The sequence below is a fragment of the Proteus terrae subsp. cibarius genome, from assembly GCF_011045835.1.
Lineage (GTDB): Bacteria > Pseudomonadota > Gammaproteobacteria > Enterobacterales > Enterobacteriaceae > Proteus > Proteus cibarius.
The window spans coordinates 2254870-2268429 of record NZ_CP047349.1 but is presented as its reverse complement, the minus strand read 5'-3'; the positions used below and the strand labels follow the sequence as shown (position 1 = coordinate 2268429).

Annotated in this window: 8 protein-coding genes; all 8 read right to left on the bottom strand. The window is 40.8% G+C overall.

The window, feature by feature from the left end; translation table 11 throughout:
• Positions 1 to 40 precede the first annotated feature (40 nt).
• Positions 41 to 1090 (bottom strand): class I fructose-bisphosphate aldolase, encoded by a 1050-nt coding sequence (gene fbaB, locus GTH25_RS10575; RefSeq protein WP_006533078.1) that lies wholly within the window; start codon positions 1088 to 1090, stop codon positions 41 to 43.
• 49 nt (positions 1091 to 1139) lie between these two features.
• The gene (gene yegS, locus GTH25_RS10570) at positions 1140 to 2033 is read right to left on the bottom strand and encodes a lipid kinase YegS (protein ID WP_164530553.1); all 894 of its coding nucleotides are present in this window, start codon (positions 2031 to 2033) and stop codon (positions 1140 to 1142) included.
• 296 nt (positions 2034 to 2329) lie between these two features.
• A complete protein-coding gene (gene trhP / locus GTH25_RS10565; protein WP_075674055.1) occupies positions 2330 to 3709 on the bottom strand; it encodes a prephenate-dependent tRNA uridine(34) hydroxylase TrhP in 1380 nt (459 codons plus the stop codon).
• 121 nt (positions 3710 to 3830) lie between these two features.
• On the bottom strand, positions 3831 to 4538 hold the full coding sequence (gene baeR, locus GTH25_RS10560) for an envelope stress response regulator BaeR (protein ID WP_075674054.1): 708 nt from the start codon (positions 4536 to 4538) through the stop codon (positions 3831 to 3833).
• 23 nt (positions 4539 to 4561) lie between these two features.
• Positions 4562 to 5938: an envelope stress sensor histidine kinase BaeS gene (gene baeS, locus GTH25_RS10555; protein ID WP_099660597.1), complete on the bottom strand. Its 1377-nt coding sequence runs from the start codon at positions 5936 to 5938 to the stop codon at positions 4562 to 4564.
• Positions 5935 to 9018 carry a multidrug efflux RND transporter permease subunit MdtC gene (gene mdtC / locus GTH25_RS10550; protein WP_075671924.1) on the bottom strand — a complete coding sequence of 1028 codons (3084 nt, stop codon included), beginning with the start codon at positions 9016 to 9018 and terminating at the stop codon, positions 5935 to 5937. The genes baeS and mdtC overlap by 4 nt, the downstream gene beginning before the upstream one ends.
• Entirely contained in the window at positions 9015 to 12146 is a 3132-nt protein-coding gene (locus GTH25_RS10545) for an MdtB/MuxB family multidrug efflux RND transporter permease subunit (protein ID WP_164530552.1), read from the bottom strand. Before GTH25_RS10545 ends, mdtC begins: the two co-directional genes overlap by 4 nt.
• Entirely contained in the window at positions 12146 to 13381 is a 1236-nt protein-coding gene (locus GTH25_RS10540) for an MdtA/MuxA family multidrug efflux RND transporter periplasmic adaptor subunit (RefSeq protein ID WP_164530551.1), read from the bottom strand. Before GTH25_RS10540 ends, GTH25_RS10545 begins: the two co-directional genes overlap by 1 nt.
• Positions 13382 to 13560 lie beyond the last annotated feature (179 nt).

Genomic DNA, 13560 nt, shown 5'->3' with positions numbered 1-13560 from the left:
AAGCCACTCAGTTGAGTGGCTTTCACATTAAATCTATCAATTAAGCAATAGTGACAGATTTATTTAGATAAACATCTTGTACTGCATTAATTAGGGCAACGCCATCTTTCATTGACTTCTTGAATGCTTTACGTCCTAAGATCAAGCCCATACCACCAGCACGTTTGTTAATAACGGCGGTACGGACAGCATCTTCAAGGTCATTGTTACCTGAAGCACCACCAGAGTTAATTAATCCCGCACGGCCCATATAGCAGTTTGCTAATTGGTAACGAACTAAATCAATTGGGTTTTCAGTGGTGAGTTTTGTATAAACACGCTCATCAGTATGACCAAAACCAATCGCTTTAAAGCCACCGTTATTTTCAGCCATTTTTTGTTTAACGATATCAGCACCAATTGTAGCTGCTAAATGGTTTGCCTGACCGGTTAAATCCGCACTTGCATGGTAATCAACGCCATCTTTTTTAAAGGCTGGGTTACGTAAATAAGCCCATAATACAGTGACCATACCTAATTCATGAGCACGTTCAAAGGCCATTGAGATCTCTTCAATTTGGCGACGGCTTTCTTGTGAACCAAAGTAAATGGTCGCACCCACTGCAACAGCACCCATTTCAAAGGCTTGTTCTACACTGGCATATAGTGTTTGGTCATATTGCGCTGGGTAGCTTAGGGTTTCGTTGTGGTTTAGTTTCACAAGAAAAGGGATTTTGTGTGCATAGCGACGAGAAACAGAAGCAAGAACACCATAAGTAGAGGCAACACAGTTACAGCCTGCTTCAATCGCTAACTCAACAATATTTTTCGGATCAAAATAGAGTGGGTTTGCTGCAAAAGAGGCCGCGGCAGAGTGTTCCACACCTTGGTCAACAGGTAGAATAGACAGATAACCCGTTCCCGCTAAACGCCCGTGGTTAAATAGGGTTTGCATTGAACGTAACACGCTATTAGGGCGATTGTTATCAATCATAACACGATCAACAAAGTCAGAACCTGGCAGGTAGAGATTTTCGCTCGGGATGGTTTGGCAACGATGTTCTAATAATGATTTAGCATCAGCACCTAACAAACTTACTATATCAGTCATTACATACTCCAGTTCATGATGAGATGAGAGTGATTGTCATTTATCTACATTAAGATAACAAGTCACATTGAGGCGGTAACCGGCAGTGGATCGCTTCAGGTAACACAATAAATTCAAATTTATCCCCTAAAAGGGGTTCTCCATCTAAATTAAATATCATTTCATGAGAAGCGCTAATGTTTACCCAGTGACTTTCTCGCTCGATTATCTTGTCATTCTTTTTGCTATCAAACATGCTACTTAAAATTGAAGGGAGAAGTTCATGAGCTTCAACAATGGTGAGATTAAGTTTATTGTCATTAATTAAGGCATCAGAACACAATTTTTGTCCTCCACCTGCTTGACGGCCATTGCCGATAGCCAAAATAAGAGACTCTCCTTCCCAGTGGAAATTTTCAGCTTCAATTGTGCAGTGATCTGCTTTTAAAGAATCGATACTTAAAAGGCCATTAATAAAATAGGCGGCTCCGCCCAATGCAGACTTTAACGCTTCAGGCGTTTCTGTTGTGATTTTGGTTCCAAAGCCCCCTGATGCCATATTGATAAAATAGTGGGTCTTATTCACGGCGATTATATCAATAGGTATTGCACGTCCTTTAACGGCTAAGTTAAGTGCATTTTCCATATCACGGGGAATTTGTGCGCTGGTGGCAAAATCATTTGCTGTGCCTAAGGGAATAATGCCAAGTGTCGGTAAAGGTGAGGGTGAGAGGTGAATTAATTCAGAAACAACGCTATTAATCGTACCATCGCCTCCTGCGGCAATCACAGTTTCGGCTTGCATATCGATAGCTTCTTGTACAAAACGTCGTATATCACTGGATTCCCAGGTTACTCTGACTTGGAGATTAAAACCTTCGTTACGTAATTGGTAAACCGCTTTTCTCAATGCACTGTTGTCAGCGCTTTTTCCATTAATGATCAACAAACTAATTTTACTCATTGATGGGTCCCTTTAATTGAATCACTCTTTTAAAGGTAATGGATATCGAGAAAATTACTATTTTTTTTACAAATGATAACGAAAAAGAGAACGTGTTTACGTAAAGGAGTGTTGATAATGGTGATGAAAAAAGAAAAGGCAAATCCAAGGGAGATTGGATTTGCCAAGGAGGTGGTTCCTAGTCTTACTGTATTCATTCTAGTTCTTTATTTTTCGGAACTGATGATACGGTAAACAAATCATTATTGATGTGATCTGTATTTGAAATTGACCACTTTAAATCAGATTATGACGCTTTACTTCACTTCTACCGCATCAATTTTATGCGGTTGACGTGTTGTTGTTCCTTGTAGGTTGCGGATCAGCAGTGCAAAATCTAAATCAACATCTTCAGGAACAGATAAATAAACCATGTGACCATTACCCGGTGCAACATCGGTTGGTTGTTGTTTTTTGTTAAACAGCTCTTCTAACGTGAATTGAATATTTCCAGTTGGTGTCATTAATTCTAGGCTATCACCTAAAACAAATTTATTTTTAACATCAACTTCGGCTAAACCGTTTACACGTTTACCTGTAAATTCACCGACAAATTGTTGAGTGTCAGAGACAGAGTAACCATATTCGTAAGTTTGGTATGCATCATGGGTATGACGACGTAAGAAACCTTCGGTATAACCGCGGTGTGCTAAGCCTTCTAATGTCGTTAGCAACGTTGGATCGAAAGGTTTACCTGCAACTGCATCATCAATCGCACGACGATACATTTGAGCTGTACGGGCACAGTAATAGAAGGATTTAGTACGACCTTCAATTTTCAGTGAATGCACACCCATTTGAGTTAATTGCTCAACGTGTTCAATCGCACGTAAATCTTTAGAGTTCATGATATAAGTACCGTGTTCATCTTCGAACGCAGTCATATATTCACCAGGACGTTTTGCTTCTTCGATCAAGTAAACTTTATCTGTTGGCGCGCCAACACCTAAAGTCGGCTCAACGTTTTTAACTGGGATTGGCGTGTATTTTTCAACGATATTACCTACATCGTCTTCTTTGCCTTCTTCGACTTTATATTCCCAACGGCAAGCGTTAGTGCAAGTACCTTGGTTTGGGTCGCGCTTATTGATATAGCCAGATAACAGGCAACGACCTGAGTAAGCCATACATAATGCGCCATGAACGAAAACTTCTAATTCCATATCAGGAACTTGCTTACGAATTTCGGCAATTTCATCAATAGAGAGTTCACGAGACAGGATCACACGAGTTAATCCCATTTGGCGCCAGAATTTTACGGTTGCCCAGTTAACGGCATTGGCTTGTACTGAAAGGTGGATATCCATTTCAGGGAAGGCTTCACGCACCATCATGATCAAACCCGGATCAGACATAATCAGCGCATCAGGGCCCATATCAATGACAGGTTTTAAGTCACGGATAAAGGTTTTTAATTTAGCATTATGAGGTGCGATATTAACCACAACATAGAAGCGTTTACCTAATTCGTGGGCTTCTTGAATACCTTTAGCAAGGTTTTCGTGGTTAAACTCATTATTACGCACACGTAAGCTATAACGTGGCTGACCTGCATAAACGGCGTCTGCGCCATAAGCAAATGCATAGCGCATATTTTTTAATGAGCCAGCAGGAGAGAGCAATTCGGGTGTAAACATGGTTAAATTTCCTGGTTCTGATTTCAAGTCAGTTCCCCCACACATTGGGTAGGGGTATATCATAAAGGGGTGGATTCTAGCGCTTAAGTGTAGCGAGGTTCAATGTATTCCTGAAAAAATATCATCGAAAACGGTAAGCTTGGGTTTCCCAACGATAACCTTGACCATAAATTGAGCGAATAAATTCAATTTGATCGTTAAGTTGCTCAAGTTTACGTCGTAAATTTTTAATATGACTATCAATGGTTCTATCCGTCACAATACGGTAGTCATCATAAAGGTGATCCATTAACTGATCACGGGTTAATATTTTGCCGGGTTGAGTGGCTAAGGCTTTTAGCAAACGAAATTCAGCCGTCGTTAAATCGAGAATTTTATTGTTGTATTGGATTTGATAAGCCTGTTCATCAATAACGACTAATTTATCGCTTTGAACAATATCTTGTGGTCGATAAAAACGACGCAATAAAGTTTTGACTCGGGCTACCACCTCTCTTGGGCTATAGGGTTTACAAATATAATCATCAGCCCCAATTTCAAGCCCAAGTAATCTATCAACTTCTTCTGTTTTAGCCGTCACCATAATGATGGGAATATCTGAAAACTGACGTAACTCTTTACAGACTGTAATGCCATCTTTAGCTGGCAACATGAGATCTAACAAGATTAAATCGTAATGCTGCTGTTTTACACAATGGCTCACTTCAGCACCATCCGCTAACCAATGAGTTTGATAACCAGATGCTTGAAGGTAATCAATAAGCAATTGGGCAAGCTTAGGTTCGTCCTCAACAATCAGGATTGAATAGGGTGATTCAGATACTGTCATTTATTGGCTCAATGGTTATAGGCTTAAAGATCATCAGAATATGCAGGTAATTCTATAAGAATTTTCATACCACCTAAAGAAGAAGGCATGGCACTTATTTTACCATTATGAGCTTCAACGATATTTTCGCAAATCGCAAGACCTAAACCTGAACCGCCACTTGCACGATTTCGTGAGTTTTCTGCACGATAAAAACGTTGGAAAACAACTTCGTATTGCGCACTATCAAGCCCCGGAGCACTATCTTCTAATGAAATAAGAACATGGTTTTGCCCTTTTTGGGTGCTGATATGTAATTGGCCACCCGAATAAGTATAGCGCATGCTATTCTCTAGCAGATTATGGAAAAGCTGGATCAACCTATCAGGATCGGCTTGTACAATGAGTGGCGATAAATCATCTAACTCGGTGAGTAGAGTAATATTTTTAGTTTGATATGTGTGACGATAAGAAGCCACAGCCAGCAAAATAACCTCATTAATATCAATAAAATCTTTACGATAAGTTAAAGAGCCTCTGTCTGATAATGAAAGCTGGTGGAGGTCATTAACCAGTTTTGTCAGGTTTGTGACTTCAAATAAAAGAGAGTTCAGCGTCTCTGTTGTGGGTTTTCTGACACCATCTTGTAGCGCTTCAAGTTCACCTTTTAAAATAGCAAGAGGAGTTCGCAATTCATGTGAGATATCAGCCATATAATCACGACGAATTTGCTCATTCTTTTCTAGTGTGCTGGCAAGTTGATTAAAGTCGGTAGCGAGTTGACTGATTTCATCTTTACTTGTGGGCGTTACTCGCACAGAAAAGTCACCAGCTGCTAATTTATGTGTCGCCTCAACGAGGCGTTTAACAGGGCGTATCATATTACGAGAAAGAATAAGCGTGATAAATAAAGCAAAAAGAACCGTTAAACCTGCAATTATCCAACTGGTAAGCAGTTGCTGTTTATCAAAACTAATATCAGCTTCATTACTGATTTTATCTGCCGCACTGACAATCACCCACCCAACAATTTCATCGTGAAAAGTAATGGGTTTTTTAAATGTCTCTGCGGGAAATTGATTGTCATGTCCAAATAGGCGCTTCATATCTTTATCAACAATCCAAAATTGTGTTCGCCAACCTCTGGGAGGCGGGCCTTCGCTACTTTGGCTTATTTGGTCAATACTTCGTAATATTTGATAAAGAGAACGATCATCTCTATTGAGGAATCGCCAATCTCCCGTTAAAGCATATTGTTCCGTTAAGGCTTCAGCTAAAAGAGTTGCACGCTGTTCACTGTTTTTCTTGATATAACCAATGAATCCTTGTTGGAAGCTACCACGAATACCGATATGCATGGCGAGAACAACCACCATACAAGTAGCGAAAACCACTAAGAACAGCTTGCTTCTCAATTTCATGCATTTGCCTCTTTTTTGCTGATACGTCGTTGTTGCCAACGTTCACGCAATCCATCAAAAAATAGATAAATAACAGGGGTTGTATAAAGGGTTAGTAATTGGCTCATTAATAAACCCCCTACAATTGTTATCCCTAACGGTTGTCTTAGTTCTGCTCCATCGCCACTACCTAACATCAATGGCAATGCGCCAAATAATGCAGCAAGCGTTGTCATAATAATAGGGCGAAAACGCAGTAGACTAGCCTGAATAATGGCCTCTTTAGCCGATAATTTGCCTTCACGCTGCGCAGTAATTGCAAAATCCACCATAATAATGGCGTTTTTCTTCACAATACCAATCAGCAACATAATGCCAATAAGAGCAATTAGGCTAAAAGGCGTATTAAAAAGCTGTAATGCTAATAAGGCACCCACACCCGCAGAAGGTAGGGTAGATAAAATAGTTAGTGGATGAATATAGCTTTCATACAGCACACCTAATACTAAATAGACCGTTACAATCGCCGCTAGGATAAGAATAAGCTGTGATTTAATGGTTTCTTGGAAAATCTGTGCCGTACCTGCAAAGGTGCCTCTGACGGTATTGGGCACACCTAACTCTGTCATTGTGCGTTCAATAGCATTAATGGCATCCGCTAGTGTATAGCCTTCAGGAATATTAAAGGCAATAGTGGAAGAAGCAGATAATCCTTGGTGATTAACACTTAATGGCGCATTTGCCGGATACCAACTTGCAAATGCGGATAATGGAATGCGCTCACCTTGATTATTGACCACATACATTTTATCTAACGCAGAGACATCTTGTGTATATTGTTCAGAGACTTCCATTACGACTTTATACTGATTTAATGGCGCATAAATAGTAGAGATCTGACGTTGACCAAAAGCATTGTTTAGCAGATTATTGGCATCACTGACATTAATACCTAATTGCGACATAGTATCGCGATCGTAAGTCAGTGCCATTTCGGCGCCTTTATCTTCTTTATCAGAGTTAACATCGACAAGCTGAGGCAGTTCACCTAATGCTTTACGGACAATCGGTTCCCATTTACGCAACTCACTTAAGTCATCTGCTAATAATGTAAATTGATAACTGGCATTCGCTTGGCGTCCACCAGCTCTAACATCTTGCACTGGCATTAAAAAGAGGTTGGCGCCCGGTTCATTAGCTAATTTTGTCCGTAGGCGGTTAATCACTTGATTTGCGCTATCGGTACGCTCTGACAGCGGATTGAGGGAAATAAACATAAATCCGCTGTTAATACGTCCGCCACCCGTAAAACCCGTCACGCTATCAACGTCTTTATCGGCATTAATTTCCTGCATAAAACGAGTCATTTTTTCTTTCATAGATTGGAAAGAAATACTTTGGTCTGCACGCACAAATCCCATTAAACGCCCCGTATCTTGATCGGGAAAAAATGTTTTTGGTGCACTGATGTATAAATAAGCATTTAAGCCCAGAGTAGCGAGAAAAATAGCCATAACCCAACGTCGATGACGCAAGGCTGCTTGCAATGTGACACTGTAACCTTGCTGAGCACGAAAAAGTAACTTACCAAAACCGCGTAAATGCGATTGTGCTTTGGGTTTCATTCCTTTGAGTAAATGTGCACACATCATGGGTGTTAGCGTTAAAGAAACAAATAGCGAGATAGCAATAGCCGTTGTTAAAGTGATGGCAAATTCTTTAAATAATCGCCCAACAAGACCATCCATTAACAGTAATGGAATAAAAACGGCAACAAGAGAAATACTCATTGAAAGGACAGTAAAACCGACTTCACCAACCCCTTTTAAGGCGGCTTCTTTAGGTTTTAACCCATTCTCAATATGGCGAGAAATATTTTCAAGCACCACAATGGCATCATCAACCACAAAGCCTGTCGCCACGGTTAATGCCATCAATGAAAGGTTGTTTAAACTAAAGCCACAAAGATACATGGCTGAAAAAGTGCCAATTAATGAAACAGGTACAGCAACAGCAGGGATCAGCGTAGCGCGACCGGAGCGTAAAAATAAGAACACAACTAAAATAACCAGTGCTACAGCAATGGCTAACGCACGTTCAACTTCTGCTAATGATGCGCGAATAGTCGGTGTTCTATCTTGTGCGACTTTTAAGTCAACGCTTGCGGGAATAAGCTCACGTAATTCTGGAAGCTCATCACGAATACGATTTACAGTTTCAATGATATTGGCACCCGCCTCACGACGAATAACCAGCAAGATTGCAGGCTCTCCACCACTCATTCCGGCTGCTCGTGAGTTTTGTACAGAATCGGTAACTTCGGCTACATCACTTAAACGTACAACCGCATCTTGATTATAATGCACGATCACTGGGCGATATTCAGCCGCTTTACTGAGCTCATCGTTAGTTTGGATCTGCCAACGCCCTTCGTCATTATTTACAAAGCCTTGAGGTCGTCGCACATTGGCTTGATTAATTGCTTTTCTAACATCATCGAGACTAATATTTTGGTTAAATAACGCATCAGGATTGAGGGCGACGCGTATTGCGGGTAATGAACCGCCACCAACCGAAACTTCACTGACACCTTCAATTTGTGAGATTTTTTGTGCTAACCGTGTTGAAGCGAGATCGTAAAGCTCCCCTGTATTTTGTGTGTCAGAGGTGAGCGTTAAGATCATAATCGGAGCATCAGAAGGATTCGATTTATAATAACGCGGACGGCTTGGCATACCTGAAGGCAACAAGCTTTGTGAGGCATTTAATGCGGCCTGTACATCACGAGCTGCGGTATTGATATCTTTGTTTAAATCGAACACCAGCGTAATGCTGGTACTGCCAAGCGAACTGCTTGATGTCATTTCATCAATACCCGCAATTCGTCCTAGAGAGCGCTCAAGCGGTGTTGCCACAGATGACGCCATCGTTTCTGGTGACGCCCCAGGTAAGGAGGCGTAAATATTAATAACCGGATAATCCACTTGAGGCAATGGAGCAACAGGGAGCAACATAAACCCTAATGCACCACATAGCGAAATCGCCAAACTGAGCAACGTGGTTGCTACGGGTCGTTGAATAAAGAGGGCGAAGAACTTCATGATACAGCCCCGTTATTATTCTCGACGTGTTTATTACGGTTGATGTAGAGCGATAATTTATCAAATAACAGATAAATCACGGGTGTCGTAAACAGAGTTAAGATCTGGCTCATTATTAAACCACCGACCATACAAACCCCTAATGGTTGGCGTAATTCTGCCCCTACACCCGTACTTAACATTAAAGGTAGAGCACCTAAAAGGGCGGCCATTGTGGTCATTAAAATTGGGCGGAAACGCAATAAACACGCTTGATAAATCGCTTCGTAAGGCGTTAAACCTTGCTCTCGTTCGGCTGCAAGGGCAAAGTCTATCATCATGATCGCATTTTTCTTTACGATCCCGATAAGCAAGATGATCCCAATAATCGCAATAATATCCAGCTCATTACCTGCTGCTATTAAAGCTAATAATGCGCCGACACCCGCTGTTGGCAATGTAGATAAAATGGTAATAGGGTGAATAAAGCTCTCATATAGCACACCTAATACAATATACATTGCGACGATTGCCGCGATAATCAGCCACAAAGTACTTGAAAGCGCACTTTCAAACGCCAATGTCGCACCTTGAAATTGAGTGGTGATATCTCTCGGCATAGAAATTTGCTCTTCAGCCAATTTCACTGCTTTCACCGCTTCTTCAAGAGAAGATTGTTCAGCGACATTAAATGAGAAGGTCGCTGAAGGAAATTGCTCTTGATGATTAATAGAAAGTGGCGCTAAGCGTTGTTCGACGGATGCAATAGATAATAAAGGTACCATCGCACCATCTTTACCCGTTAAATGCACGGCTGAAAGTGCCTGTAATCCATCACCATTACGAATATCTTGTTCTAATACCACGCGATACTGATTGGCTTGAGTGTAGATAGTTGAAATTAAACGCTGACCAAAAGCATTATAAAGCGCGTTATCAATTTCACTCATTGAAATGCCTAAACGGCTTGCTGAGTCTCTATCCACTTTAATATATGCCATCATGCCGTTATCTTGCCAATCACTGCTGATATCCGTTAATTCAGGGCTATCTTTTAGTGTTTGAGAAAGTTTTGGCACCCAATAAGCTAATTCATCTAATGATGTTGCTTGTAGCGTAAATTGATACTGAGTACGGGAAACTTGCGTATCAATCGTTAAATCTTGAGTGGGTTGCAGATAGAGAGTCATTCCTGAAATCGAAGCAATACGTTCTTGTAAACGAGGAATAATCACATCAATACGGGAATCCCGTTGATCAAGAGGTTTTAATGTAATTTGCAAACGACCCGTGTTTAAAGTTGCGTTGCTTCCATCAATTCCTACAAAACTAGCAATATTATCGATAGCAGGATCATCAATTAATTTATCAACGACCTGTTGTTGTTTTTCTACCATTGCTTGATAAGAAATGGATTGTGAAGTTTCAATGGTTCCTTGCAATAGCCCGTTATCTTGTAATGGGAAGAATCCTTTAGGAATAAACATATAGAGCAATACAGTCAGCACTAATGTGCTCAGTGCTACGCCGAGGGTTATCCATTGATGGTTTAAAACACGTTTTAACCAAACGGCATATACTGCGATCATTTTTTCAAAGAAACGTTCGCACGCCATTTCAAAACGGTTGTGCTTGATTTCATTTTCAGGTTTTAGCAATCGAGCACACATCATTGGTGTTAATGTGAGTGAAACCACTGCAGAAATTAGAATGGCGACAGCAAGGGTGATTGCAAATTCTCTAAATAAGCGACCAACAATATCTCCCATAAATAACAGTGGGATCAGTACGGCAATCAGAGAGAAGGTAAGCGAAATAATGGTAAAACCAATCTCGCCAGCGCCTTTTAGGGCTGCAGTTAGCGGTTTATCGCCACGTTCGAGATAACGGGAGATATTTTCAATGACAACAATGGCGTCATCGACAACAAAGCCCGTGGCAATGGTTAATGCCATTAAGGTGAGGTTGTTGACAGAGAATCCACAAAAATACATCACGGCAAACGTACCCACTAATGAAAGTGGTACGGCAATACTTGGGATTAAGGTTGCGACACCATTACGTAAAAAGAGATAAATCACCATCACCACAAGAGCGATAGCTAAGCCAAGTTCAAACTGCACATCTTTAACTGAAGCGCGGATGGTTGTGGTTCTGTCTGTTAAGATCTCAACACTAACGGACTTTGGTAAATTAGAGACTAAATCAGGTAATAAATTACGAATATTATCAGTAGTATCAATAACGTTAACGCCGGGTTGACGTTGAACATTAATAATAATCGCCTGCTCATTATTCGCCCATGCACCTAGCTGATTGTTTTCAGGTGCTTGTTCAATAGTTGCAATATCAGATAGGCGAATTGGTGCGCCATTTTTATAAGTAACGATTAACTGGCGGTAATCTTCTAATGATTTCATCTGATCATTAGCGGATAACGTCACAGAGCGAGTAGGGCCATCAAGACTACCTTTCGCTGAGTTAACGTTCGCATTATTGATTGCTACACGAATTTTTTCGCTATCTAAACCGTAAGATGCTGCGGCTTGTGCATTGAGTTTGACTCTAACAGCAGGGCGCTGACCACCAGCTAACGCCACTAAACCTACGCCATTAACTTGTGAAATTTTTTGCGAGATACGGGTTTCAACCATATCTTGCAACTGTGTCATCGGTAAAGTTGAGCTAGTTACCGCTAAGGTTAAAATAGGCGGATCTGCTGGATTTACTTTGCTGTAAATTGGCGGATAGGGTAAATCTGAGGGGAGCAGATTAGTTGCCGCATTTATCGCAGCTTGTACTTCTTGCTCTGCAACATCTAATGGTAATGTTAATTGGAACATCAGTGTGATCACCGATGCACCACCTGAGCTTTGTGATGACATCTGTTTTAATCCAGACATCTGTCCAAATTGACGCTCTAATGGAGCTGTAACTGCCGATGTCATTACATCAGGGCTTGCTCCGGGATAAAGAGTAACGACCTGAATAGTTGGATAATCAACTTCAGGTAATGCAGAGACAGGTAGCATACGATAGCCGATAATCCCGGCTAAGAGAATAGCGACCATAAAAAGGGTTGTTGCAACAGGGCGCAGAATAAATAAGCGAGATGGTCCCCCACCTGTACCATGTGTTTTTTCGGTCATTACGCTTTCTCCGTAACAACACGGTTATTTTCTTTAGCTTTTGGCACTGTTGGCGTCACGATATCGACCTTCGCACCCTGTGTTAATCTATCAACTCCATCAGTGACAACGCGTTGTTCTGCTGATAAACCGGAGGCTATCACGACTTTTTCCGCATTTTGTAAGGCAACTTCAACACGTAATTTACTCACTTTATTTTCGCTATCCACAACCCAAACAAAGTGACCTTCATTACCCATTTGTAGTGCTGCATTAGGAATAACAACCGCTTTTTCTAATGTAGTGACATAAAGACGGACATTGACAAATTGGTTAGGAAACAGAGTTGTCTCTTGCTGAGGGAAGCGCGCTTTTAACTTTATAGTGCCAGTAGTTGCATCAATTTGGTTATCAACACTAAATAATTTTCCTTTAGCTAACTCAAATTGATTATTTCTATCTAATGCGGTGACAGGTAAATCTGCATTATTTTTACGTGCTTGAATAACCTTCGCGAGATCTTGTTCTGGCAATGTAAAAAGTACATCAACAGGATCCATTTGATTGATAACGACGATAGGTGTAGATGAGCCACCAGAAATATAATTACCAACATCAACTTGTTTTAAACCCACTTGACCTGAAATAGGTGCTGTGATTTTGCTGTAAGTGAGTTGCAGTTGTGCATTACTGATAGAGGCCTCATCAATACGAATACTCGCTTCAGACTGTTTTACTAAAGCTTGCTGATTATCTAGCTCTTGTTGTGAGACTAGATTGGTTTTTGCTAATTTCTGATAACGCGCTAAATCAAGACGCGCATTAGCTAATGTAGCCTGATCTTTTGCAAGTTGTCCTTTAGCTTGAGCTAATTGAACTTCAAATGGGCGAGAGTCAATTTCAGCTAATAAATCACCTTTCTGAACATGTTGTCCTTCCGTGAAATGTAATGCCATTAATTGGCCTTCAACACGGCTAGTAACAGTTACGCTATTTGTGGCCTTTACCGTACCTAAAGCCGATAAAAATTGCGGCACATCTTCTTGTGTTGATGTTGCAACTTGAACGGGTGGTAACGGTGGGCGACGAGATCCAGACGTACCTCGATTTTGTGAGCTTGTTGCTTGAGCCGCTTTATTTTCAGGTGACGCTGTTTTTGCTGCATTAAATTGCCAATAGGCGTAACCCCCTGCGATTACGACGACTAAAGCGATAATGAGAGAAATTCTTTTTTTAACATTTTTGTTTTTATTCATTACTTTTGTGATCCCACTGGCAACTAGCTAATCAGAAATACTGAAATGAAAATTTGGAATGGTGACATTCTACCTGTTTCTCCACAGTTAAAAATGGAGGAAATATGGAAATTAAGTCAAGGAATGTGTTTTGTTGGTGTTATTTTAATCAATTAAAACAAATTGCTACTGGTATTATT

Bases quoted from the DNA above. Each gene is read 5' to 3' on its own strand.
- GTH25_RS10540 (WP_164530551.1), bottom strand. From the start codon at position 13,381: ATGAATAAAAACAAAAATGTTAAAAAAAGAATTTCTCTCATTATCGCT.
- yegS (WP_164530553.1), bottom strand. From the start codon at position 2,033: ATGAGTAAAATTAGTTTGTTGATCATTAATGGAAAAAGCGCTGACAAC.
- GTH25_RS10545 (WP_164530552.1), bottom strand. From the start codon at position 12,146: ATGACCGAAAAAACACATGGTACAGGTGGGGGACCATCTCGCTTATTT.
- trhP (WP_075674055.1), bottom strand. From the start codon at position 3,709: ATGTTTACACCCGAATTGCTCTCTCCTGCTGGCTCATTAAAAAATATG.
- mdtC (WP_075671924.1), bottom strand. From the start codon at position 9,018: ATGAAGTTCTTCGCCCTCTTTATTCAACGACCCGTAGCAACCACGTTG.
- fbaB (WP_006533078.1), bottom strand. From the start codon at position 1,090: ATGACTGATATAGTAAGTTTGTTAGGTGCTGATGCTAAATCATTATTA.
- baeR (WP_075674054.1), bottom strand. From the start codon at position 4,538: ATGACAGTATCTGAATCACCCTATTCAATCCTGATTGTTGAGGACGAA.
- baeS (WP_099660597.1), bottom strand. From the start codon at position 5,938: ATGAAATTGAGAAGCAAGCTGTTCTTAGTGGTTTTCGCTACTTGTATG.